Raw genomic sequence first — 22,549 nt, 5'->3', positions numbered from 1 at the left:
GCCCCCTTGAGGGGGAGGCACTGAGGCCGGACACAAACAGTCCTGAGGACTGTTTGTGCCTGCCGAAGGACAAGGCCTCTGGCCTTGGCAGTGAGCGCCTCGGGGGTGGGCTAAAACGGGTTGTTTCTGGCGCGCGCGAGCGCCTGGTTGCCGATACTGTTCTGCGCTTTCGGGCCCAGCAGCGTGTCGCCGGCCCACAACCATAGCGTGGGGTCGGCCTCGGCCACCAGCGTGTCTGTCGTGCAGTCCTGCGGGGCGACGTCACTGCGGCAGGCAGCGTTCGTCACATCGGAGTAGCCGAAGGCGGCTGGGAAGCGCGCGATCTGCTGGATGGTTTCGTCAACAAGCACAAGACCGACCAGGCGGCCGTCATTGAGCAGGTTCAGACGCATGGCCGTATTGAAAGCTGCGCTCAGGTCGTTCAGGAAGATGGCGCGGTCGATGTCAGTCTGCTGCTGCCTTTCCTTTTGGCCGAAGGGCGTCAGGCCGACGTCGAAGATGGTGGCCACCAGCACTCGGCCGTTGGCGTTGGCGATGCGGTTGACCTGGTCGGCCAGCAGCTTGCCGCGCGCCTTGGCTTCGTTGATCAACGAGTCACGGCTCTGGGCCGGGAACTGGCGATACAGCTCGAGGATGTCGTTGACGCCGACCATGATGGCCACGATGTCCTTGGGGCCGAAGCGGTCGTTGGACAGATGCTGGTCGATCTTGTCGCGCACATCGGCCACCTTGTCGCCCAGTGCCGCGTACATGATGCCCTGGGGCAGCGCGACGAAATCCTTGTTGCACTGAGGGTAGACGAAGCGGAAGCCGACCGCCAGGATCTGGCTCCAGACCGGGCTGAGCGTGCAGTCAACCAGCCTGGTGTCGGCATTCAGGCCGTTGATCGTGTACTTCTTGCCGCTTTGCAGGATGGTGCCCATCTCGTCGCCGAAGGCGATGACGCGGGTCGGCGAAAAGGGGTCGATCTGCTGGGTGCTGCCACCGCCGCAGCCGGCGATCAGCGCGGCCGCTGCCACCGTGGCCAGGGCCAGGGTGCGCTTGAATTTCTGGGACACAACACGTTGCATGACGATCAACTCAGGACAGGAAAACTCAATCAGTGAAGGCGGCGGCAGCCCGGCTGAGCCGGTCCCGCACACCGTCCCAGGCGGGGTCGCGCGGGGGCGCCTCGACCCAGATTTCACGGGCGCCGGCCGCATCCAGGGCCCGCAACACCGCAAACAATTCGTGGGCCGCTGCCGCCGGGTCTGCCGGCATGGCCTGCCAGCGCCAAGCCGGCAGCTGGGCGCGTGAATATACCGCCACCCCCTCCAGCAGCCCGCTGGCGGCCGTTGTGGCCAAACGTAAAGCCAGCGCCTGGGCGTCCAGCAGGCGCACGCGGGCGCTCGGCGCGTAGTGCGCAGCCAAGGTGCCCGAGGCCTTGGGCGCCGTGGCATCCGGCTCCACGAGCGGCTGGCCCAGGGCGGCCTCGATGCGGCCACGGCTGATCAGCCCCGGGCGCAACAGGCCCGGATGCGCACGGCTGCAGTCGACGATGCTGGATTCGATGCCCACCTCGCAGGCACCGCCGTCCAGCACCATCAGCTCGGATCCGAATTCCTCGACGACATGGCGAGCCAGCGTCGGGCTGACGCGACCAAACCGGTTGGCGCTGGGCGCGGCCACGCCCTCTACACCCAGCGCGCGCGCCGCGGCCAGCACAGCGCGGGCGACCGGGTGGGCGGGTGAGCGCAGCGCCACGGTGGCGTGGCCACCGGCTGCCGCTTCGGCCATGCCGGCCTTGCGCGGCAAGATGACGGTCAGCGGGCCGGGCCAGAAGGCATCCATCAGGCGGCGCGCGGCGGCGGGCAGATGGTCGGCAAAGAGTTCGGCGCCGGTGGTGTCCAGCACGTGGACGATCAGCGGGTGGTCGCTCGGCCGGCCCTTGGCGGCAAAGATCTTGGCCACGGCCTCGTCCCGGTCGGCGCGAGCAGCCAGGCCATAGACCGTCTCGGTCGGCAGGCCCAGCAGTTCCCCGTCGGCCAGGCGGCGCGCGGCGGCCTGGACGGCTTCGGGGTCGTTGCCGGGCAGAAGCAACATCAGAAGTCGGTGGGCAGGCCCAGGATGCTCGCAGCCTGCACCGCCACCGCGTGCGCGGTTTCGGGCGTTTCGGCCGTGATGTTCAGATGGCCCATCTTGCGCCCGTGGCGGGCGTCGGCCTTGCCGTAGAGGTGCAGATGCGTGCCCGGCAGTGCCAGCACACGGTCCCAGGCGGGAGGCGTGGGACCGCCATCCTCGTTGAACCACAAGTCGCCGAGCAGGTTCAGCATGACGCTGGCCGAATGCTGGCGCGGCTCAGGCAATGGCAGGCCGGCCAGCGCCCTCACCTGCAACTCGAACTGCGACACATCGGCGCCATTCATCGTCCAGTGACCGGAGTTGTGCGGCCGCGGCGCCATCTCGTTGACGACCAGTCGGCCGTCATCCAGCCAGAAGAATTCGATGCACAGCACGCCGACGTAGTTCAGCGCCTGGGCGACCTGGCGCGCGGCGGCGACGGCCAGTCTGTCCACCTCGACCGGCACGTCGGGCGCCGGCACCTCGGTGACGGCCAGAATGCCGCCGCGGTGCAGGTTCTGCTGCACGGGGAAATTGACGATCTGCCCATCCGCGCCGCGCGCCACCAGCACGCTCAGCTCGGCCTTGAGCGGCAGCAACTGCTCCAGCACGCAAGGGACGCGCTTGAGCCCTTCCCAGGCCTGGGCCAGCTCGGCGGCGGTGGCCACGCGAACCTGGCCCTTGCCGTCATAGCCCATGCGGCTGGTCTTCAGGATGCCTGGCAGCAGCGCCGGGTCGACGGCCGCGAGTTCGATCTCGTTGGTGATGACGGCATGCGGCGCGCAGGGCACGCCGGCGGACTCGAAATGCGCCTTTTCGATGGCGCGGTCCTGGCAGACCGCGACGGCCGCCGCGGCGGGCGCCACGATGCGCATGCCGGCCAGCGTCTCCAACGCGAGGGCTGGCACGTTCTCGAACTCGGTCGTGATCGCGTCGCAGTCGCGCGCCAGCTGGGCCAGGCCGAAGGAGTCCAGGTAGTCGGCCTTGATGTGCTTCTCGGCCACGGCGCCGGCGGGGCTGACGGCGTCAGGGTCGAGCACGATGCAGCGGTAGCCCAGGGCCTGGGCGGCATGCACGAACATGCGGCCGAGCTGGCCGCCGCCCAAGACGCCCAGCGTCGCTTGCCGCGACTCGCCCAGCGTCGCAGCACCGGGAAGCAAAGCCGGCATCAGCGCAATTCCTCACTCATGGCCTGGGCCACGGCCGTCTGCCTGGCACGGAAGGCGTTCAGCTTGTCCAGCAGCGCCGCATTGCCCGTGGCCAGCATCGCCACCGCGAACAGCGCCGCATTGGCCGCACCGGCATTGCCGATGGCAAAGGTCGCGACCGGGATGCCCTTGGGCATCTGCACGATGGAGTGCAGGGAGTCGACGCCCTGCAGATGACGGCTGGCAACCGGCACACCCAGCACCGGCACCGTCGTCTTGGCGGCCAGCATGCCCGGCAGATGGGCCGCACCGCCAGCACCGGCGATGATGGCCTTGAGCCCGCGGCCGGAAGCGGCCTCGGCGTAAGCGAACATCTCGTCGGGCATGCGATGGGCCGACACGACCCTCGCCTCGAAGCCGACGCCGAACTCGGTCAGAATCTCGGCCGCTTGCTTCATCGTCTCCCAGTCGCTGCTGGAGCCCATGACGATGCCAATGACGGCATCCGGGTTCTGGGGGGCTGGGGTAGGCAAGTCGCGCTCCGGGGCTCAGGAAAGCCTTGAATTGTAGAAGCCGAGGCTCCATCTCCTTTCCGCCATGATCGACATCAACCTCCAGAACTTCGAAGCCGAACTCATCGTCGCATCCCAGAACCAGCCCGTGCTGCTGGACATCTGGGCGCCTTGGTGCGGCCCCTGCAAGACCCTGGGTCCCGTCCTGGAGAAGCTGGAAACCGCCTACGCTGGCCGTTTCACGCTGGCCAAGCTGAACAGCGACGAGGTGCCCGAGATCGCCACCCAGCTCAGCCAGATGTTCGGCGTGCGCTCCATCCCCTTCTGCGTGATGTTCTCTGGCGGCCAGCCGGTGGACGGCTTTGTCGGCGCCCTGCCCGAAACGCAGATCCGCGAGTTCCTGGACAAGCATGTGCCGGCCGGCGAAGAACTCGAAGCCGAGGCCGACCTGGCCGATGCCCAGGACCTGATGGCCGACGGCGACCTGGAGGCCGCGCTGACCAAGCTGGCCCACGCCGTGCAGACCGACCCGGCCAACGACGCCGCCCGCTTCGACTACGTGAAGGCGCTGCTGGAACTCGGCCTGCTCAACGACGCGCGCGCCGCCTTTGCACCGGTGGCAGCCAAGGCCGCCGACACCCTGGTGCCCTCGCCCCGCCTGGCCGCCCTGGCCACCTGGCTCAGCGCCTTCGAGGCCGCCGCTGGTGCCGACCCTTCGGCACTGCAGGAATCAATAGCTACCAACAAGCGCGACTTTGAGGCCCGCTTCACCTTGGCCCAGCTCCATCTGGCCGGCCAGCGCTTCACCGAAGCCATGGACGAATTGCTGGAAATCATCATGCGCGACAAGGCCTGGAACGGCGAGGCGGCGCGCAAGACCTATGTGGCCATCCTCGAGCTGCTGACCAAGCCGGCTCCCAAGCATGCCGCTGAGGCCAAAAGTGGCACGCTGGAGCTGTCCGGCAAGGCTGCCGTCGTGCCCAGCGACCCGCTCATCGACCAGTACCGGCGCAAGCTGTCAATGGCGCTGTTCTGATCACATCGGCCTGGCGGGATGCCTCAGGGCGTGCCGCTGTTGCCGCGGCTGCTGCGGATGTCGCGCAACCTCACGCACTCCGGGTCGTTGTGATAGATCGGCTTTTCGCACTGCCGGTCGATGCACCAGGCGCGCGCGAACAGCACCCGGCCGCCACAGGCCTCGTTGGCGGTGCGCGGCTCGGTAGGCGGCGCGGGCGCGGCCGACGCTGATGCGGGTGCCGGCTTGCTCGAAGCGGCAGCCGGGTTCGGGGCCGCCGGCTCGGGTGCCGCGAAGACGGGGCTGCGCGGCACCGGGCGGAATTCGCCGGCCTTCTCGGTCACGATGGGCTTGGACGCCGTGTCGCGGCGCAAGGGCGCCGAGGCGGGCGGCGACACCGGGCGGGTGTTCACGCTGGTCGCGGCCGATGTGGGCGCAGGCTTGACGGGCACGGGCACCGGCGTGAGTGCGGGCGCGGGCGCAGCCTGTGAAGCCGGCGCGCTGGCCACCGGAGCCTGGGGTTCGGGTTGGACCTGTTGCACGGGCGCTGGTGCCAGCGCGGCCACGGATGCGGCAGGTTCGGGCGGTGTTACCTCGGGCTTGGCCTGGTTGCCGCGCAACTGCATGACAAAAAGGCCAAGCAGCAGCATGGCGCCAACACCGCCTCCGATCATGGCGGGCATCTGCCAGGACGGCGACCGGGCAGCTGCCGCCGGCAGTGATGCTTTCGCGGCACGCGGCGGCGGCGCGGGTGGGGGCGGAGGCGGCGGCGGTGCAGACTTGCGCAGCGGCACGACAACGGTCTGCCCGTCGTCCTCGTCCAGCGGCGGGCCTTGCACGGTGTCGGCGAATTCGAGATCCAACGGCTCGGCGGGTGCCGGTGGCGTGGGCGCTGCCGGCACCCGCGGCTGAGCGGGCTGGGGCCGTGGCACGGCCGAACGCCCTTCCAGCACCTCGCGCCAGGCGGCGACGGTCTGGGGGCGCTGATGCGGCGCCACACGCAGCGCCCAGTCCATGCCGGCGAGGAAGGCCGGCGAGTAGCCGGGCACCTCCAGCGGCAAGAGTTCGTCGCCCATGGCGCGGGCCGTCGCTGGTGGCGGCGGGCGGCCGGTCAGCAGCTCATGCATGGCCGCGGCCAGCGCATAGAAGTCGGTCCAGGCCCCCTGGCGCAGCGTCGTCGCTTCGGCGTATTGCTCGATGGGCGCGAAGCTGGGCTTGAGGATGGCGGTGAAGACCTGGGTGCGGTCGCTGATCGCCTGGCGGGCGGCGCCGAAGTCCAGCAGGATGGGCGGGCTGCCGTCGGAGGGCAGGAAGATGTTGTCGGGCGCGACGTCCCGGTGCCAGACGTTCTGGGCGTGCAGGGTTTCGAGCCCACCCAGCACGGCGTCGAAGATGCGCCTGACCCAGGCCTCGGGTGGCGGCGTCGGCCGGGCCTTGCGCGCCTCGCGAAGGTTCTGGCCGACAAGCCGCGGCATGGCCATGTAGGCGGTGCCGTTGGCCTCCCAGAAACGGTAGACCTTGAGCAGCGACGGGTGGTCAAAGCGCGCCAGCAGCTTGGCCTCGTTGACGAAGCTGCGCCGACCGAGCTCGAAGGTCTCCTTCATGGAGACCGAACGCACCGACACCTGGGATTGCCCGTCGCGCAGTGCGAACTGGCTGGGCATGTACTCCTTGATCGCGATCTCGCGCTCGAGCGAATGGTCGCGCGCGAGGTAGACGATGCCGAAGCCGCCCACACCCAGGGTGCCGATGATCTCCAGCTCGCCGAACCGGGTGCCGGCGGGCAAGGCATTGATGGCTTCGTCGTCGCGGGCGTCGGCGGTCACTGATGCACCCTTCGCGCTGCGCGCTTGCCTGGCCGGCGGAGCGGCCAGGCGTTCTCCAGGCTCGAGATGCCCTCAGGGCATCTCAAGTCCGGGCTCACTCCCGCCGAGCGGGAATGAGCCCCTTCGGGCGGCCGTGCGTTGCTCATAGGCCGGCGAGGGTAACGCAGCCAGGCCGTGCCGACTCTCCGGAAAAAGCCGGTCAGCGTGGCGGAGTGCCCAGCCCGGCGCTGCTTAGGCGCTCGGCCCAGAGGCGGCGCTGGGCGGCGTCCTGGGCCCAGGCGGCCTGAGCGGCGTCGCCGTGGCGTGCTGCCAGCCCATCCTCATGCAAGCGGGCGTAGACCTGGGCCAGGCGGGCGTGCAGGGCCGCGCATTCGTCAAGGTCGCAATGGGCCGCATCCTCGGCCAGCACCTCGACGGCGGCCTGGTCGGCCAGCGCCCTGGCACGCTGGACCTCGCCGGTATTGGCCCAGCACCAGGCCAGGTCGGCCAGCAGGCTGCCGCCGGTACGGGCCAGGCCCGCCGCCGCCGCCTCGGGCAGGCTGGCCTCCAGCAAGGCCGCGGCAGTGGCGTAGTCGCCCTGCACGGTCAGTAGTTGGGCGCGCAGCAGCGGAGTCAGATCAGCACGGGCCGAACCGCCCACGGCATCGTCGAAATGGCCGATGGAGTCCACCCCCAGCAGCACGGCCGGCGCCTCGCCGGGCTCGCCGGCCAGGGCGGCGTGGCGGATGCGCAGGGCGCGCATCTGCATCTGGTTGTAGAGCAAGGCAGCCAGGCCGGCGTCGTCACCGTCGGCACTGGCGGCGCGGCGGCCCCAGGCATACCAGGACGACGCGGCGGCCTGGTCTCCAGCCAGGTCCCAGGCCATGCCCAGCGCCGATGCGACACGACAGACTGCGGGGTTGTCCGCGGGCGCGGCCAGCACGGCCGCGGCATGGGCGACGAGACGGTCGATGTCGCGGTCGACAAAGGCCATCTGCGCCAGCCAGGCGTCGCACAGGGCCGGCAGCGCCGCCAGGTTGGCCGCCTTGGCCATGACATGGGCGCGCCGCACGCGTTCACGGGCACCGCCGCCAAAGGCGCTGAAATAAGCCGTCAGCCCTTCGGCCAGATGCAGCCATGCGGCCAGCTCGATGCGCGGATGCACAAGGGCACGCACCTGCAGCCGGTTCAGCTCCTCGCGGGCCTCGACCTCGCGGCCATGGCGAAGCCACAGGATGGCACGCTGGACCTGAAGCACGGCGGCCCGCGCGGGCATGGAGGCGACGGCGGCAATCTCGCCGTCAAGCCGCTGTGCCAGCCGGCTGCGAAGCTTGACCGGACCGGCTGCAACGCTCATGCCGTGAGCCGTTGCAGCGCTTCTTCGTACTTCTGCACCGTGTTGGCGATCACCTCCGCCGGCAAGGCCGGCGCGGGCGCCTTCTTGCCCCAGGGCTGGCCGTCGATGCGCACGGCCTCCAGCCAGTCGCGCACGAACTGCTTGTCGTAGCTGGGCGGGTTGCTGCCCGGTGCGTAGCTCTCCACCGGCCAGTAGCGCGAGGAGTCGGGTGTCAGCACCTCGTCCATCAGCGTCAGCGTGCCATCGGCATCCAGGCCGAACTCGAACTTGGTGTCGGCAATGATGATGCCCTTGGTCAGCGCGAAATCAGCGGCGCGCTGGTAGAGCTGGATGGAGATGTCGCGCACGCGGCTGGCGAGGTCGGCGCCGATGAGGCCGACCGCCTGCTCGAAGCTGATGTTCTCGTCGTGGTCGCCCATCTCGGCCTTGGTGGCCGGTGTGAAGATGGGCGCGGGCAGCTTGTCGGCATTGCGCAGGCCCGCCGGCAGCTTGACGCCGCAGACGCTGCCGCTGGCCTGGTACTCCGCCCAGCCGCTGCCGGCCAGGTAGCCGCGCACGACGGCCTCGATGGGCAGCGGCTTGAGCCGCTTGACCAGCATGGTGCGGTCCTTGAGCTGCTCGCGCTCCTTGGCCGCCACGACGGACAGCGGGTCTTCGCCAGTCAGGTGGTTGGGCACGATGCCCTGCAGCTTGTCGAACCAGAACAGCGCCATCTTCGTCAGCAGCGCGCCCTTGCCGGGAATCGGCTCGCCCATGATGACGTCGAAGGCCGAGAGGCGGTCGCTGGCGACCATCAGGATGCGGTCATCGCCGACGGCATAGTTCTCGCGCACCTTGCCGCGGCCAAGCAGCGGCAGGGAAGTCAGGTTGGATTCGTAGAGGGCTTGGGGCATGGCGGCGATTTTAGGTGCCCCCTCCGGCCAGATAGCCACGTACGGTTGCAGCAAAGCTGTGCACGTCGATCGGCTTGGTCAGATAGCCGTCGCACCCCGCGGCGCGAAAGCGCACCTCGTCGCCCGGCATGGCAAAGGCCGTGAAGGCTATGACGGGCAGGTCGGCGAGGTCGGGCGTGGCCTTGATGGCGCGCACCAGGCTCAGGCCGTCGGTGCCGGGCAACTGGATGTCGACCAGCGCCAGGGCGGGCCGGTAGGCGCGCAGCCGTGCCCAGGCCTCGTCGACGTGCAGAGCGCGATCGACGATGAAGCCGTCGGCCTCCAGCACGTATTGCGCGAGGTCGATGTTGAGTTCGTTGTCGTCGACGATCAGGATGCGTTCGCCGGCCATGTCAACCTTTCGTGAGTCGGCCGCGCCGGTCCTGGCGGGCGGCACGCAGCAGCGCGTCACGCACCTCGGCCAGTGCGTCGGCTTCGCCGGCGCTGGCGATGGCCGCGGCCGAGCGCGTCAGGCTCTCGATGTCCTGCACGCTGAGGGTCAGCGCCGTCCAGACGATGACGGGCAGCTCGGCCCAGCGCGGATCGCCGCGCAGTTCATGCAGCACCTGGAATCCGTCGATGCCGGGCATCATCAAGTCGAGCACGAGGGCCGCGGGCTCCAGGGCGGGTAAGCGCCGCAGCGCCTCGGCGCCGCTGGCAACGGCCGTCGCCTCGATGCCTGCGGCCTGCAGCGCCGCGCACATCAGCTCGCGCGACGCCGCCTCGTCGTCGACGACCAGCACCGGCCGGCCCGAGCCCAAGCGGTCCCGCAGCGGCACGAGGGCGCGCGCCAGGGCCGCGCGGCGCAGCGGCTTGGCCAGCACGTCGGACACCGGGAAGGCCACGCCCGCCCCCGCCGGCGGCGTCAACGCCAGGGCCTTGACGGCCGCGTGCATCGACGGCCCACCGCTGCGCAGTGCCGCCAGCAACGACAGGCCGGGCGCATCGGGCAGGCCAAGGTCGATGGCCAGTTCGGTGTAGCGGCGCGCCCGGGTCAGGCGCAGCACCTCGCCGGCCGTGGACGCTGTGTCGGCACTCACGCCGGCCCGCGACAGCTCACGGGCCAGGCCGTCGCGCAGCGGGTGGTCGCGCAGCGCGATGAGCTGCTGGTGGACCGGACGCCCGGCCGGCTCGCCGGCATCCAGCGGCTGGCGCGGCAGCACGGCGTAAAAGCGGCTGCCGCGCCCGGGCTCGCTGTAGACGCCGACACGGCCGCCCTGGGCCTCCACCAACCGGCGCGTCAACGCCAGCCCCAGGCCCGTGCCCTGGTGGCGCTTGGTCAGGCCATCGTCGAGCTGCTGGAATTCGACGAACAGATGGCCGAGGCGGTCGGCCGGAATGCCGATGCCGCTGTCCTCGACCTCCAACCGCCACAGACGCGGGCCCTCGCCCACCACGCGCAGTTCGACGTGGCCGCCGGCGAGCGTGAACTTGATGGCGTTGGACAGATAGTTCAGCAGCACCTGCTTGAGCCGGGCAGGGTCCAGCACCAGGTCTCGCAGCCCCGGCTCGATGGAGGACTTGAGGCTCAGGCCGCGCTGCTCGGCGAGCACCGCGACGGTGGCCATCACGTCATCGACCAAGGCCGGCAGCTCGACCGGTTCGGGATGGAAGTCCATCTTGCCGGCCTCGATCTTGGACAGATCGAGCACGTCATTGATCATGGCCAGCAAATGCCGGCCGCTGCTGGCAATGTGCTGCAGCCATTCGCGCTGGCGCGGCGAGTCCGGTGGATGGGCCCCCATGGTCAGCAGGTCGGAGAAGCCAATGACGGCATTCAGCGGCGTGCGCAGTTCATGCGACATATTCGCGAGGAAAAGGCTCTTCAGCCGGCTGCTTTCCTGCACGCGGCGGTTCTCGGCCGCCAGCCAGATGGATTGCTGGCGGGCCTGCTCGGCGGTGCGCATGGCCGTCACGTCGGCCACGATGCCAACCAGGCGCGGCGAACCGGCGTCGTCATGGGTGACGCGAGCGTCCAGGCGCAGCCAGTGCACGCTGTCGTCGGGCCAGACGACGCGGAACTCGGCATGCCAGGGCCGGTGGCCCTCAGGCAGCGCCGCCAGACCGGCTTCCACCATGGCCCGGTCGTCGGGATGGACGGCGGCCAGCATGCGCTCGCGTTCCCAGGGTCCGGCGGCGTCGGCCCGGCCGAAACATTGGTCATAGCGGCGCGAGCAGTGAATCAGGCCGCTGTCCAGTTCCAGCTCCCAGTCGCCAATGGCTGCGGACTCCAGGGCGAAGCGCAGCCGTGCCTCGCTCTGGCGCAGTGCGGTCTCGATCTGGCGCTGGTGGGTCAGGTCGCGGGCCGAGTTGACGCCGCCAACGATGTGGCCGGCCGCGTCACGCAACGGCGAGATCTGGGCGGAGATCTCCAGGCGTCGACCGTCCTTGGCGATGCGCACGGTGCGCAAAGGCGGCACCTGCTGGCCCTGGGCGAGGCTGGCCAGGATGCGCATCTCCTCCGCTTCGCGCTCGGGCGGGATCAGCATCTGCACCGGCTGCCCGACGACCTCCGCGGCGGTGTAGCCGAACATTTGCTCGGCGGCCGCATTCCAGTTGGTGATGCGACCATCCAGCGTCTTGACAATGATGGCATCGGCCGAGGACTCGACGACGGCCGCCAGGCGGCGCACCTCGGCCTCTGCTTCGGTCAGGCGACCGACGTCGCGAAAGACGATGGCTACGCCCCGCACCCGCCCATCGGCATGGTGGGTCAGGTCGGCGTGGACCTCGACGGGCCGCTGGCTGCCGTCCCGTGCGACGCAGACGGCCTGGCGACGGAAAGCGCCTTCGCGGTCGTGCTGGCGCACGACGTCGATGGGGTTGCGCGCCTTCAGGTCGGCCGGCATGCCTTCGCGCTGGAAGACTTCCCAGACCGGCAGGCCCAGGGCCTCGCGCGCCGGCCAGCCGGTGATGCGCTCGGCCACGGCATTGATGCGCGTGACCCGGCCGTCGCCGTCGGTCGTGATGAAGCCGGCATCAATGGCCGACAGCGTGGCGGCCAGGCTCTGCTCGGCCTCCAGCTGATGATCCTCGGCGCTGTGGCGGCGGTCCATCTCGCTGCGAAGCGCCTCGTTGGCGGTGCGCATCTCGCCCAGTGACGGCAGGGCCAGCAGCGTGGGCATCAGGCGCCAAGCCACGGCCGCCGTCAGCACGGATGCGCAGGCGGTGAAGACCTTGCCGGCGGTCTGCAGTCCGTAGTCGGGGCGCCAGATCGTCCAGACGTCCAGCACATGGGTCACGCCGCAGGCGAAGATGAAGATGGCGAACAGCGTCGCGATGCTGCCGAGATTGACCTGCGGACGTTGACGGGCGTAGCTGGCGATGGCCAGCGGGATGGAGAAATAGGCCAGCGCGATGGAGAGATCGGCGCCGACCATGGTCCAGAGCAGGCCGGGCGACCACTGGAAGCAATAGCCGTGGGGCAGGAAACCCGCTCGCGCGACGATCCCGGTCAGCTCGTCCATCCAACGCTCCCAACCCAACTACCAAGGGGTTATGCCGATGATTGTGACCCCGCGAACAGGGGGTCATCAGGCGAAAACGTGTCTTATTCCCGGAGCTTCAGCGTGGCGTGATCAGCTCGAAGCCCACATAGCGGGCGATGAAGCGCTCCCGGCCCTCGCGGGCGAAAGCGTCGGCATCCCAGTCGCCGGGCAGCAGCCTCTCGGCGAACTCTGGACGGAAGCGATAGACCTGGGCCGGTAGCGCGCTGCCATCGGCCAGCGCCACGACGACATCGGCGCGCTCGTACTCGACACCTTCGAAGGCATCCAGCCGCTCCCAGGCTCCAGCGTCGACATCGCGATACAGCCGCCCCGGCACCAGGCCGTCGGCCGCGGCCTGCAGGCCAGGGTAGTCCTGGCCGCGCACCGGGTGGCGGCGATGGTCCGCCAGCGAGGCCGGCTCGCTGGCGAATTCACGCCCGCAGACGCGGGCCATGATGTCGGCCCACATCAGTGAGCCGTAAGTGAAGCAGTGACGCGTCACCGAACGCTTATTGCACCTTCTGTGCCAGCTCACCGCGGGCGTATGCACCGGCGATGTCGGCCAGCGTGCGGCCCTTGATCTTGCCGGCCTGGCCTTCGCAGCCGAACTGCATGTAGCGCTCCTTGGCGATGACCTTGGCGGCTTCCCGGGCGGGCTTGAGCCATTCCCGGGCGTCGAACTTGTCGGGGTTCTCGGCCAGGAACTTGCGCACCGCGCCCGTCATCGCCAGGCGGATGTCGGTGTCGATGTTGATCTTGCGCACGCCATGCTTGATGGCTTCCTGGATCTCCTCGACCGGCACGCCGAAGGTCTCCTTCATCTTGCCGCCGTACTGGTTGATGATGGCCAGCAGCTCCTGCGGCACGCTGGACGAGCCGTGCATGACGAGGTGGGTGTTGGGGATGCGCGCGTGGATCTCCTTCACGCGGCCGATGGCCAGGATGTCGCCGGTGGGCTTGCGGCTGAACTTGTAGGCGCCGTGGCTGGTGCCGATGGCAATCGCCAGCGCGTCCAGTTGGGTGCCCTTGACGAAGGTGGCGGCCTCCTCGGGGTCGGTCAACATCTGGCTGTGGTCCAGCTTGCCCTCGGCGCCGATGCCGTCTTCCTCGCCGGCATCACCGGTTTCCAGGTTGCCCAGGCAACCCAGTTCGCCCTCGACGGTGACGCCGACCTTGTGCGCCATCTCGACGACCTTGCGGGTCACTTCCATGTTGTATTCGAAAGAGGCCGGCGTCTTGCCGTCTTCCATCAGCGAGCCGTCCATCATCACGGAGCCGAATCCCAGGTCGATGGCGCCGGCGCAGATCTTGGGGCTGGTGCCATGGTCTTGGTGCATGACCAGGGGGATGTGCGGGTAGGCCTCGCAGGCAGCCTGGATCAGGTGCTTGATGAAGGGCTCGCCGGCGTATTTGCGGGCGCCTGCGCTGGCCTGCAGGATGACCGGGGCACCGACCTCGTCGGCCGCGGCCATGATGGCCTGCACCTGTTCGAGGTTGTTGACGTTGAAGGCTGGGATGCCGTAGCCGTTTTCGGCGGCGTGGTCCAGCAACTGGCGCATGGAAACGAGAGGCATGGGTTGTCCCCGGTGGAGTTGAGAAATCTGGGCCGACTGCGGTACGCACCCTAGGCCGTAACCGCTTCGTAACTGGTTGGGGATTCTATGGAGTCAGGGCCCACCCCACCCCCCGTGATTGAAGTAGTCAGCACAATGCTCGCCATGACAAGACTGGTGTTCGACCACCTCACCAACTGGATCACGGCCGCTGCCAGCGAGCATTCCCACGACCTGGCCACCCACATCGAGGAGCGCACCGGCGCCAGCCACCGCGCAGCGATGTCGGCGCTCAAGCGCCTGGTGGACGCCGGCTGGCTGGCCCGCGGTGGCAGCGGCCGCCGCCCGGTCTACACGCCGGGCAGCCTGCGCCAGGTCGCGCGCAGCTACACGCTCTACGGCCTGCAGGAGGACCTGCCCTGGCAGCGCGACTTCGCACCGCACTTCGCGCTGCCCAGGCATGTCGAGCGCATGGTTCAGCATGGCTTCACCGAACTCGTGAACAACGCGGCCGACCATTCCGGCGGCAGCAGCGTCACCGTGTCGCTGCGCCAGACGCCTACCCACGTGCAGCTGCTGGTCAGCGACGACGGCATCGGCGTATTCGACAAGATCTGCAGCGCCTTCCAGCTCGAAGACCCGCAGCACGCGATGCTGGAGCTCAGCAAGGGGCGGCTCACCAGCGCCCCCGATGCCCACACCGGCCGCGGTCTGTTCTTCAGCTCGCAGCTGGCCGATGTTTTCGACATCCACGCCAACAACACCGCCTACCAGCGCCGCGCCTGGGAAAGCGCCGGCTGGAAGAAGGGCCGCGCCCTGCCCCGCCAGGGCAGCAGCATCTACATGGCCATCGCGCTGAACACGACGCGCACGCTCGACGGCGTCATGGAGACCTGGAGCCTGGCAGGCGACGGCATCGAGTTCGACCAGACGCGCGTGCAGCTGCGCCTGCTCGCCGGCGAGGGGCTCGCCCTGGACTCGCGCGCCCAGGCCCGCCGCGTCGGCTCGCGGCTGTCGGCCTTCAAGCGCGCCGAGATCGACTTCGACGGCGTGACCGACGTCGGACACGGCTTCACCGACGAGCTGTTCCGCGTGTTCGCCAAGGCCAATCCGCAGATCGAGCTGATCGCCGTGAACGCGACGCCGCGGATTGAGGCGCTGGTGAAGAGCGCCAGGGCCGGCTAGGGTTTGCGCAGCGCGGGCACCGGTGGCACCGGGATGCGTGGGCCGACATAGCCCTCGACCGCACCAAAGCGCCCACCGTCCTCGCGCGCCCAATCCATCGCCCAAGCCTGCATCTCCGCCGGCTCGCGGCCGACGAAGTTCCACCACAGCAGCGGCGGCTGGGCCCAGGGTCCGCCGCCAAGCAGCAGCAGGCGTGACGCGACCGAGCAGCGCAGCTCGACAGAATCGCAGCCAGGGCCGATGTACAGCAGCGTCCCGGGCGTTATCGTCTCGACCGCATCATGGCCGGCCGGTGCCACTTCGATCTCGCCTTCCAGCAGCATCAACCCGTGCTCGAAACCCGGCTGCAGCGCCAGCACCGCATCGGCCGGACCGTCGGCGACGAGATCCACGCCCAGTAGCGGCGTGAAGCTGGGTACCGGCGAGCGTTGGCCGCCCAGCCCGCCGACGAGCAGCGTCGCCTCGAAACCGCCTTGGCTGAACCGCGGCAGTTCAGCGAAATGCTGGAAGCTGGGGGCGCGTTCGCGCTCGGCATCGGGCAGCGCGATCCACAGCTGGGCCAGGTGGATGCGGTCGGACAGCGACTCCTCGCTGTGCGAGATGCCGTGGCCCGCCGTCATCAGGTTGACCTGGCCGGGCCGCAGCACTTGCTCGGAACCCAGGCTGTCGCGGTGCAGGATCTCGCCTTCGATCATCCAGCTGAAGGTCGACAACCCCGTGTGCGGATGCGGGCCGACATTCATGCGCCGCTCGGGCGGCAAGGTGGCAGGGCCGGCATGGTCGGCAAAGCACCAGGCGCCAATGATGCGCCGGCCCTTGTTGGGCAGGGCGCGCTGGATCGGAATGCCGCCCACGTCGCCGATGTGGCTGGCGATGCGCTCGACGTGGACGCTCATGACGTTCTCTTGCGCACGAAGTCGACAAAACCGTGGACAAAGGCCTGCAACTGGCCCCGCACCCGGTCATCGACGAGATGGCCGTCGGCGTCAAAGACCGAGCCGGCCTTGGAGACCAGCAGCTCGCCGGCCATCCAGAAGTCGCTGCCGAAGGCATGCAGCACCGCGAGCAAGGCGCGCTGGGAACGCACGGTGCCGAAGCCCCCCGGCGATGCGCCGATCACGCCGGTGGGTTTGCCGCCAAACAGCTTGGTGCCTTCGCCGCTGGGCCGCGACAGCCAGTCCAACCCGTTCTTCAGCACGCCGGGGATGGAGTGGTTGTACTCGGGCGTGCCGATCAGCAGCGCATCCGCGGCACGGATCTCCTCGCGCAGTTTGGTCACCGCCTCGGGGATGCCCTGGGCCTCGACGTCGCCGTCATAGAGGGGAATGCCGTGCAGGGTGCGCAGCTCGATCGTGACGCCCTCGGGCGCCATCGCGCTGGCAGCGCGCAGCAGGGCGGTGTTGTAGGAGGCGCGGCGCAGCGCGCCGCTGAGGGCAATGATGTGCATGGCGATACCGCAAAGAAGGATGCGGGCATGATGCCAGCGATGTACCGATTCATCCTTCCCGACATGAGCTGCGGCCATTGCGTCGCCACCATTACCGAAGCGCTCAAGGCGGCCGACGCCCAGGCCCGCGTCGAAATCGACCGCGAGGCCAGGACGGCCGAGGTGCACAGCGCCCTGCCCCGCGAGGCGCTGGTCGCCGTGCTGACCGACGCCGGCTACACGCCAGCGCCGGTCAGCACCTGACTCACGCGAAGCTGAACGGCAGCTCGCGCTGGCGCTTGCCGGTCAGCCGGGCCACTGCGTTCGCCAGCGCCGGTGCCAGCGGCGGCAACCCGGGCTCGCCCATGCCCTTGGGCGGGTCGTTGCTGGGCACGATGCTGACGGTCATGACCTTGGGCGCGTCCGGCATGCGCGGCATGGCCATGTCGTAGAAGTTGTTCTGCTCGACGACGCCGTCCTTGAAGGTGACGCGGTGCGTCGGCATGGTCGTGGCCAAGGCCATGATGGCGGCGCCCTGCACCTGCGTCTCGACCGCCTTGGGGTTGATGCAGAGGTTGCAGTGCACGCCGGCATGCACTTCCTGCAGCACCGGCTGGCGATCCTTGCCCTTGCCCTTCATGCTCGCCACGACGACATAGGCGACCACCGACTCGAAGCTCTCGTGCACCGCCACGCCCCAGGCCTGGCCGGGTTTGAGCTTGCGCTTGCCATAGCCGCTCTTGTCGACGGCCGCCTGCAGGGCCGCGCGATGGCGGTCGGCCTTGGCATTGCCCTCCATCAGCTTGAGCCGATAGGCCACCGGGTCCTGCTTGGTGGCGAAGGCGATCTCGTCGACCAGCGTCTCCATCACATAGGCCGTGTGCGTGGAGCCGACCGAGCGCCACCACAGCACCGGCACATTGACGTCGGGGTGGTGGACGCTGAGGTTCATCGGGAACTCATAGGGCTCGCGCATGCCCTCGGTCGTCGTGCCGTCCACACCCTTCTGGTAGCCAAAGCCCTCCAGCGGCGAGCCCTTCAGGATGCTCTGGCTGACGATGCGGTGCTGCCAGCCTGCGACCTTGCCGCTGGCGTCGAAGCCGATCTCGGCGCGGTGCACGGTCATGGGCCGGTAGTAGCCGGCCTTGACGTCGTCCTCGCGACTCCAGATCACCTTGACCGGCATGGGTTTGCCGGCCTGGGCCAGGGCCACCGCCACGGCTGCCGCCTCGCGCGGCCATTCGGTGGCGGGCGTGGCGCGCCGGCCGAAACCGCCGCCCGCCATCTGCACATTGACTTGCACCTGCTCGGGCTTGAGCCCCACCGTCTTGGCCAGGTTCATCGCATCGATGCCGGGCATCTGGGCCGCGTAATAGAAGTCGCAGCGGTCGGCCTTCAGGTCCACCGTGCAGGCCAGCGGCTCCATCTGGGCGTGGTTCAGATAGGGGAAGACGAAGTCCGCCGTGATCTTTCTGGGCGCCTTCGCCCAGGCGCTGGCATCGGCCTGGAACTCCGGCTTGGGCGCCGGCGTGCCGGGCGTCTTGGCCAGGGCCAGGTACTGCTTGGTCAGCGCCGCGGTGTCGGGCTTGGCCACGCCACCCAGGTCCCAGTCGACCTTGAGCGCGTCCCGCCCCTTCTTGGCCGCCCAATAGCCGCTGGCCACCACGGCCACGCCCTGGCCGCCGCGGTCCAGCGCCACCGGCAGCACGGCCTTGACGCCCTTGACCTTGAGCGCTTCGGTCGAATCGAGCTTGGCGACCTTGCCGTTGAAGACCGGCGGGCGCTGGATGACGGCCACCGCCATGCCAGGCAGTTGCACATCCATGCCGTAGGCCTGGGTGCCGGTGCTCTTGGCCTTGCCGACGACCAGCCCGGTGGGCTTGCCGATCAGCTTGAAGCTCTTGGGGTCCTTCAGCGTGACGGCCTCTGGCACCGTGCCCTTCATGGCGGCGTCGAAGAACTCGCCATAGCCGGCGCTCTTGCCACTACCCGAAATGACGCCGTTCTCGGCTTTTAACGATGCGGCCGGCACCCCCCAGCTCTCGGCCGCGGCGGCCACCAGCATGGCCTTGGTGCGCGCGCCCAGTTCGCGGTACTGCTGGTAGCTGTTCTTGACCGAGTTGGAGCCGCCGGTCAGGTGGATGCCGAACAGCGGGTCGACGTAGGCAGCCTTCTGGTCGCCAAAACCGGTGCGGACCTTGCTCCAGTCGGCCTCCAGCTCCTCGGCGCAGATCATGGCCAGGCCGGTCTCGACGCCCTGGCCCATGTCCATGCGGTTGCACAGGATGGTGGTCGTGCCGTCCTTGGCGATGGTGACGAAGGCCAGCGGCTGTTCGGTCGGCTTGGAGCCGGGCCTGGGCGCCTGCGCCAGGCCGACGCCGGGCAGCAGGGCCAGGCCGACGGCACCGCCGACGGTGGTGGTGACGAAGCTGCGGCGGGACAGGCCCGCGGGGCCACGGGTGGCGGCCTGGTCGATACGACGGGGATTCAGCATGTCGGCCTCCTCAGGCGAGTTGGGCCGCAGCCGCGTGGATGGCCGCACGGATGCGGGTGTAGGTGCCGCAGCGGCAGAGATTGCCGGCCATGGCCTCGTCGATTTGCGCGTCACTGGGCTTTTTGTTGCCCTTGAGCAGCGCAACCGCACTCATGACCTGGCCGCTCTGACAGTAGCCGCACTGGGCCACGTCATGTTCGACCCAGGCCGCCTGCACGGCTTGGCCAACCTTGTCGGTGGCGATGCCCTCGATGGTGGTCACCGGGCCTTGCACCGAGGAAATCGGTGTCATGCAGGACCGCACCGGGCTGCCTCCCACATGCATGGTGCAGGCGCCGCACTGGGCCGCCCCGCAGCCGAATTTCGTGCCGGTCAGCTGCAACTCTTCCCGCACAGCCCACAGCAAGGGCATATCGGGCTCGGCGTCCAGCGAGACGGCGCGACCGTTGACGGTCATGTTGATCATGGGATTCCTCAAGGGGTGGGACGCGGGCGACTCTAGCCAGAAGCAGCGCCCCAGTACATCACTCAGGCATTACGCCCGGCGGGCCGAAGGGCTGAGCCAGTAAAAAGGGGCTCCGAGGAGCCCCTTGTGATCACGCCGCGCCGGTGGGGCGCGATCCATTTCACTTGAACTGATAGCTCGCCGTGAGATACCAGAAGCGGCCGCGCGGATCGACGAAGGAGCCGGCATAACCGGTCACGTGCGAGCCATAGCTGGACACGGCGGTGAACGGCGGGTCCTGGTCCAGCAGGTTGCGCGCGCCCAGGCGCAGAGCCAGCGTCGACGTGGGCTTCCAGCCGACGGCCATGTTCCAGCGGCTGGTGTCCTTGACCTTGTGCTCGACGAGCGGGCCGACATTGGCCTCCACCAGGCCGGCCGATTCCGTCCAGCCCTTGATGAAGACGTTCTCCAGCGTGAGGTTCCAGTTGCCCATGTTCCAGTCCAGGCCCAGCGTGTGCTGCCACTTGGGCACCGGTTGCACGCCGGCGCCGTCGCCGGCCGTGCCCTCGTAGGAGACGAACGGCGTGCCCTTGCCGTTCTGCTGCTTCCACTGGTTGATGTAGCTGCCGGTGAAGCTGGCGCCCAGGCGGCCCATGCTGCCCAGCGTCCAGCTGGCCTTCACGTCCACGTCGAGGCCGTTGGTCTTAAGGTCGCCCAGATTCTCGACCGGCGTCTCGATATAGCTGATGAAGTTGTTCGGCGGGGCCAGGCGGTGGATGCGGGAGATGTAGCGCTGATAGAGGACCGGGTCGGACATGATGGCGTCGCCGCCGATGGTGCCGATCTGGTCCTTCTTCTGGATGTGCCAGTAGTCCAGCGCGATGGACAGGTCACGCATCGGCTCGAACACCGCGCCGAACGAATACTGGCGCGACTTTTCGGGCTTGAGGTTGGGGTCGCTGGACAAGCGCACATTGAACTGCGTTTCGCAGCGTGGGTCGCCGGCCTGGCCGGCCGGGCAGTTCGGGTCGACCAGGGAGTTGGCAGTGTTGGTGAAGGCCGTCGGGCTGTTCACGTCCCACAGCGTCGGCGCGCGGAAGCCCGTGCCGGCGCTGCCGCGCAGCAGCACTTCGCGGCTAGGCTGGAAGCGCAGCGTCACGCCCGGGTTGAACGTGCCGCCGAAGTCGCTGTATTTGTCGTAACGCGCCTTGACCGTTGCCTCCCAGCCCTTGGCGAAGGGCATGGACAGCTCACTGAACACGGCATAGATGGTGCGCGAGGCCACGGTCTTGGGCACCGTGCCTTCGCCGCCGATGTGCAGGCCCAGCTCATAGTCGGCGTTCACGGCATGGTCGTCGGCCTTTTCCTTGCGCAGGTCGGTGCCGACGGCCAGCATCATGGGTCCACCGGCCATCGCCATCAGCTCGCGGCTGGCCTTGGCGTCCAGCGCATAGGTCGTGCTCTTGGAACGGCGCATCGGGCCTTCCATGCGCGCGCGGTTCAGCGCGGCCAGTCCAGCTTCATCCTGCGGGCCGAAGGGATTGATGACCCCGGTGGCCAGTTCGGTGATGAAGCGGCCTTCGTGCAGGTAGTTGTAGTAGTCCAGCGAGCCCTTGGCCTGCGACATCGTCAGGCCGGCGTCGTAGTCCCAGCCCTGGAAGATGCCGGCGGCACCGGCCACGAAGCGGGTCTGCTCGTTCAACACGTTGTTGGTGCGCGGGCCGACCGGCACGGAACGCATCGCGATCTCGGTGAAACCGCCACCCAGCGTGTCGAACTGCGCCGGCGTGTAGCCCAGGCTGGTCAGCAGTGCCGCCGGGAAGTATTTGCTCGAGATGGGGAAGGCGAAGGACGGGTAGGTGCCGTCGGCCTTCACATGACCCGCCGTCGAGTCAATGGGCACGGCGGCCGTGCGGCCGATGGAGTCGTTGCGTGCGTAGCTGGCCTCGAAGAAGATCTGCGAATCGCCGCCCGTGTCCAGCGTCAACCGACCGAAGGCGTCGGCCTTCTTGGAGTCGGGCAGGTTCTCCTGCATGGCCGGGTAGATGAAGCGGCAGCGCTTTTTCTGGGTGCCGTTTGGGGTCAGAACGGGCTGCCCTGCGGCATTCACCACGTCCTGGATGGTGTTGAAGTTGGGGTCGCAGGGGCTGAAGTTGGTGCCCGCGTTGGCATAGGCGCCCGGCGTGATGTTGAAGTCGACGAGGCGGCCCGGGAAGGAGCGGCCCGAGGTGGGGGGATCGGAGCCGGGGATCTCGTCGATGCCGCGCAGGTACCACTTCTGGTCGAGGGAGCTGACCTTGGTCTGCTTCTTGACGTTGCCGGTCACGAGCAGGTTGTAGCCATCGGTCTTGAGGCCGCCCATGCCGAAGGCGATGGAGGCGCTCGTCTCCTTGCCGCCGATGCTCTTCTCGGGTGCGCCGTACTTCAGCGTGACGGCGCCCTTGTCGTAGTCCTTGCGGGTGATGAAGTTGATGACGCCGCCGACGGCGTCGGTGCCATACACGGCCGAGGCGCCGTCACGCAGCACCTCGATGCGGTCGATGGCCGCGAAAGGGATGCTGTTCAGGTCCACCGACGAATTGCCGCCGATGGAGCCGAAGGCGAAGTTGGCCAGGCGCCGGCCATTCAGCAGCACCAGCGTCGAGTTGGGGCCCAGGCCGCGCAGGTTGGCGAAACTCTGGGAATAGCCGGCGCCCTGCGTGGTGTCCGACTGCACGGCGGTGTTGGCACCGATGCGGCGCAGGATGTCCTCGACGTTGGTGGCGCCGGTCTTCTCGATCTGGTCGCGCGTCATCACCGACACCGGCAGGGCCGTCTCGGATTCCACGCGCTTGATCGACGAGCCGGTGATGGTGATGCGCTCGAGCTGCTGCTGTTGGGCCGGTGCGTTCTGCGCAGCGGCCGAGCCGGCGATACCGGCGGCCAGCAAGGCCAGCGCCAGTCGGGTGTGGCGGTGTTGCATGGAAGCTCACTCCTGTCAGTTGGGGCCTTGTGAAGGGTCGCCCCCGACCCCCGCCGCGGCGCGGCTTGTTGCCCTCATGCAAAGAAGTGTTGAGCCGCAGTTCATGGCTCCTCCCCTGCGGGAAGTC

The 22,549-nt window shown here is 68.7% G+C and carries 19 protein-coding genes; 3 read left to right on the top strand and 16 right to left on the bottom strand.

Features of this window, described 5'->3' with window-relative positions:
• Nucleotides 1–110: 110 nt before the first annotated feature.
• Genes ASC95_RS13595 through purE form a run of 4 tightly spaced genes read right to left on the bottom strand, consistent with a single transcriptional unit; the run spans nucleotide 111 to nucleotide 3,733 of the window.
• Nucleotides 111–1,070 carry an SGNH/GDSL hydrolase family protein gene (locus ASC95_RS13595; RefSeq protein WP_157256277.1) on the bottom strand — a complete coding sequence of 320 codons (960 nt, stop codon included), beginning with the start codon at nucleotides 1,068–1,070 and terminating at the stop codon, nucleotides 111–113.
• Between the two features lie 25 nt (nucleotides 1,071–1,095).
• Nucleotides 1,096–2,082 carry an L-threonylcarbamoyladenylate synthase gene (locus ASC95_RS13590; protein ID WP_057298204.1) on the bottom strand — a complete coding sequence of 329 codons (987 nt, stop codon included), beginning with the start codon at nucleotides 2,080–2,082 and terminating at the stop codon, nucleotides 1,096–1,098.
• Nucleotides 2,082–3,269 (bottom strand): 5-(carboxyamino)imidazole ribonucleotide synthase, encoded by a 1,188-nt coding sequence (locus ASC95_RS13585; RefSeq protein WP_057298203.1) that lies wholly within the window; start codon nucleotides 3,267–3,269, stop codon nucleotides 2,082–2,084. Before ASC95_RS13585 ends, ASC95_RS13590 begins: the two co-directional genes overlap by 1 nt.
• On the bottom strand, nucleotides 3,269–3,733 hold the full coding sequence (gene purE / locus ASC95_RS13580) for a 5-(carboxyamino)imidazole ribonucleotide mutase (protein WP_057298376.1): 465 nt from the start codon (nucleotides 3,731–3,733) through the stop codon (nucleotides 3,269–3,271). The genes ASC95_RS13585 and purE overlap by 1 nt, the downstream gene beginning before the upstream one ends.
• A gap of 112 nt (nucleotides 3,734–3,845) precedes the next feature.
• On the opposite strand from purE, the gene ASC95_RS13575 reads away from it, so the two are divergent.
• Nucleotides 3,846–4,796, top strand: coding sequence for a tetratricopeptide repeat protein (locus ASC95_RS13575; protein ID WP_057298202.1), 951 nt, complete (start codon nucleotides 3,846–3,848; stop codon nucleotides 4,794–4,796).
• Nucleotides 4,797–4,819: 23 nt separating this feature from the next.
• Here ASC95_RS13575 and ASC95_RS32365 read toward each other — a convergent pair whose 3' ends face one another.
• The 7 genes from ASC95_RS32365 to fba all read right to left on the bottom strand — a co-directional run bounded on the left by ASC95_RS32365 (nucleotide 4,820) and on the right by fba (nucleotide 13,931).
• Nucleotides 4,820–6,601, bottom strand: a complete 1,782-nt coding sequence (locus ASC95_RS32365) for a serine/threonine-protein kinase (protein WP_057298201.1) — start codon at nucleotides 6,599–6,601, stop codon at nucleotides 4,820–4,822.
• Nucleotides 6,602–6,800: 199 nt separating this feature from the next.
• Nucleotides 6,801–7,937: a hypothetical protein gene (locus ASC95_RS13565; RefSeq protein WP_057298200.1), complete on the bottom strand. Its 1,137-nt coding sequence runs from the start codon at nucleotides 7,935–7,937 to the stop codon at nucleotides 6,801–6,803.
• Nucleotides 7,934–8,830, bottom strand: a complete 897-nt coding sequence (locus ASC95_RS13560; protein WP_057298199.1) for a phosphoribosylaminoimidazolesuccinocarboxamide synthase — start codon at nucleotides 8,828–8,830, stop codon at nucleotides 7,934–7,936. The genes ASC95_RS13565 and ASC95_RS13560 overlap by 4 nt, the downstream gene beginning before the upstream one ends.
• Before the next feature lie 10 nt (nucleotides 8,831–8,840).
• Complete coding sequence (locus ASC95_RS13555; protein ID WP_057298198.1) at nucleotides 8,841–9,221, bottom strand: response regulator; 381 nt, start codon at nucleotides 9,219–9,221, stop codon at nucleotides 8,841–8,843.
• A gap of 1 nt (nucleotide 9,222) precedes the next feature.
• The gene (locus ASC95_RS13550; RefSeq protein ID WP_157256275.1) at nucleotides 9,223–12,336 is read right to left on the bottom strand and encodes a PAS domain S-box protein; all 3,114 of its coding nucleotides are present in this window, start codon (nucleotides 12,334–12,336) and stop codon (nucleotides 9,223–9,225) included.
• A gap of 97 nt (nucleotides 12,337–12,433) precedes the next feature.
• On the bottom strand, nucleotides 12,434–12,859 hold the full coding sequence (locus tag ASC95_RS13545) for a gamma-glutamylcyclotransferase family protein (RefSeq protein WP_082567764.1): 426 nt from the start codon (nucleotides 12,857–12,859) through the stop codon (nucleotides 12,434–12,436).
• Between the two features lie 7 nt (nucleotides 12,860–12,866).
• Nucleotides 12,867–13,931 (bottom strand): class II fructose-bisphosphate aldolase, encoded by a 1,065-nt coding sequence (gene fba / locus ASC95_RS13540; RefSeq protein ID WP_057298195.1) that lies wholly within the window; start codon nucleotides 13,929–13,931, stop codon nucleotides 12,867–12,869.
• A gap of 144 nt (nucleotides 13,932–14,075) precedes the next feature.
• On the opposite strand from fba, the gene ASC95_RS13535 reads away from it, so the two are divergent.
• A complete protein-coding gene (locus tag ASC95_RS13535) occupies nucleotides 14,076–15,095 on the top strand; it encodes an STAS-like domain-containing protein (protein WP_057298194.1) in 1,020 nt (339 codons plus the stop codon).
• Here ASC95_RS13535 and ASC95_RS13530 read toward each other — a convergent pair.
• Both ASC95_RS13530 and ASC95_RS13525 read right to left on the bottom strand, forming a co-directional pair.
• Nucleotides 15,092–15,991 (bottom strand): pirin family protein, encoded by a 900-nt coding sequence (locus ASC95_RS13530; RefSeq protein ID WP_057298193.1) that lies wholly within the window; start codon nucleotides 15,989–15,991, stop codon nucleotides 15,092–15,094. The two genes, ASC95_RS13535 and ASC95_RS13530, sit on opposite strands and share 4 nt — an antisense overlap.
• Nucleotides 15,988–16,542: an NADPH-dependent FMN reductase gene (locus ASC95_RS13525; RefSeq protein ID WP_057298192.1), complete on the bottom strand. Its 555-nt coding sequence runs from the start codon at nucleotides 16,540–16,542 to the stop codon at nucleotides 15,988–15,990. Before ASC95_RS13525 ends, ASC95_RS13530 begins: the two co-directional genes overlap by 4 nt.
• A 39-nt stretch (nucleotides 16,543–16,581) precedes the next feature.
• On the opposite strand from ASC95_RS13525, the gene ASC95_RS13520 reads away from it, so the two are divergent.
• Nucleotides 16,582–16,785 carry a heavy-metal-associated domain-containing protein gene (locus ASC95_RS13520; protein WP_057298375.1) on the top strand — a complete coding sequence of 68 codons (204 nt, stop codon included), beginning with the start codon at nucleotides 16,582–16,584 and terminating at the stop codon, nucleotides 16,783–16,785.
• 1 nt (nucleotide 16,786) lies between these two features.
• Here the strand turns inward: ASC95_RS13520 and ASC95_RS13515 are convergent, their stop codons facing one another.
• The 3 genes from ASC95_RS13515 to ASC95_RS13505 all read right to left on the bottom strand — a co-directional run bounded on the left by ASC95_RS13515 (nucleotide 16,787) and on the right by ASC95_RS13505 (nucleotide 22,422).
• Complete coding sequence (locus ASC95_RS13515) at nucleotides 16,787–19,015, bottom strand: molybdopterin cofactor-binding domain-containing protein (protein ID WP_082567796.1); 2,229 nt, start codon at nucleotides 19,013–19,015, stop codon at nucleotides 16,787–16,789.
• A 10-nt stretch (nucleotides 19,016–19,025) separates the two neighbouring features.
• The gene (locus ASC95_RS13510; protein ID WP_057298190.1) at nucleotides 19,026–19,481 is read right to left on the bottom strand and encodes a (2Fe-2S)-binding protein; all 456 of its coding nucleotides are present in this window, start codon (nucleotides 19,479–19,481) and stop codon (nucleotides 19,026–19,028) included.
• A gap of 160 nt (nucleotides 19,482–19,641) precedes the next feature.
• On the bottom strand, nucleotides 19,642–22,422 hold the full coding sequence (locus ASC95_RS13505; protein WP_057298189.1) for a TonB-dependent receptor: 2,781 nt from the start codon (nucleotides 22,420–22,422) through the stop codon (nucleotides 19,642–19,644).
• Between the last annotated feature and the right edge of the window lie 127 nt (nucleotides 22,423–22,549).

Origin of the sequence: Pelomonas sp. Root1217 (assembly GCF_001425705.1) — a bacterium.
Taxonomy (GTDB): domain Bacteria; phylum Pseudomonadota; class Gammaproteobacteria; order Burkholderiales; family Burkholderiaceae_C; genus Pelomonas.
The sequence above is the reverse complement of the archived record's forward strand: the minus strand, read 5'-3'. Positions and strand labels throughout refer to the sequence as shown.

Bases quoted from the DNA above. Each gene is read 5' to 3' on its own strand.
- ASC95_RS13595 (WP_157256277.1), bottom strand. From the start codon at position 1,070: ATGCAACGTGTTGTGTCCCAGAAATTCAAGCGCACCCTGGCCCTGGCC.
- ASC95_RS13590 (WP_057298204.1), bottom strand. From the start codon at position 2,082: ATGTTGCTTCTGCCCGGCAACGACCCCGAAGCCGTCCAGGCCGCCGCG.
- ASC95_RS13585 (WP_057298203.1), bottom strand. From the start codon at position 3,269: ATGCCGGCTTTGCTTCCCGGTGCTGCGACGCTGGGCGAGTCGCGGCAA.
- purE (WP_057298376.1), bottom strand. From the start codon at position 3,733: ATGGGCTCCAGCAGCGACTGGGAGACGATGAAGCAAGCGGCCGAGATT.
- ASC95_RS13575 (WP_057298202.1), top strand. From the start codon at position 3,846: ATGATCGACATCAACCTCCAGAACTTCGAAGCCGAACTCATCGTCGCA.
- ASC95_RS13565 (WP_057298200.1), bottom strand. From the start codon at position 7,937: ATGAGCGTTGCAGCCGGTCCGGTCAAGCTTCGCAGCCGGCTGGCACAG.
- ASC95_RS13560 (WP_057298199.1), bottom strand. From the start codon at position 8,830: ATGCCCCAAGCCCTCTACGAATCCAACCTGACTTCCCTGCCGCTGCTT.
- ASC95_RS13555 (WP_057298198.1), bottom strand. From the start codon at position 9,221: ATGGCCGGCGAACGCATCCTGATCGTCGACGACAACGAACTCAACATC.
- ASC95_RS13550 (WP_157256275.1), bottom strand. From the start codon at position 12,336: ATGGACGAGCTGACCGGGATCGTCGCGCGAGCGGGTTTCCTGCCCCAC.
- fba (WP_057298195.1), bottom strand. From the start codon at position 13,931: ATGCCTCTCGTTTCCATGCGCCAGTTGCTGGACCACGCCGCCGAAAAC.
- ASC95_RS13535 (WP_057298194.1), top strand. From the start codon at position 14,076: ATGACAAGACTGGTGTTCGACCACCTCACCAACTGGATCACGGCCGCT.
- ASC95_RS13530 (WP_057298193.1), bottom strand. From the start codon at position 15,991: ATGAGCGTCCACGTCGAGCGCATCGCCAGCCACATCGGCGACGTGGGC.
- ASC95_RS13525 (WP_057298192.1), bottom strand. From the start codon at position 16,542: ATGCACATCATTGCCCTCAGCGGCGCGCTGCGCCGCGCCTCCTACAAC.
- ASC95_RS13520 (WP_057298375.1), top strand. From the start codon at position 16,582: ATGTACCGATTCATCCTTCCCGACATGAGCTGCGGCCATTGCGTCGCC.
- ASC95_RS13515 (WP_082567796.1), bottom strand. From the start codon at position 19,015: ATGCTGAATCCCCGTCGTATCGACCAGGCCGCCACCCGTGGCCCCGCG.
- ASC95_RS13510 (WP_057298190.1), bottom strand. From the start codon at position 19,481: ATGATCAACATGACCGTCAACGGTCGCGCCGTCTCGCTGGACGCCGAG.
- ASC95_RS13505 (WP_057298189.1), bottom strand. From the start codon at position 22,422: ATGCAACACCGCCACACCCGACTGGCGCTGGCCTTGCTGGCCGCCGGT.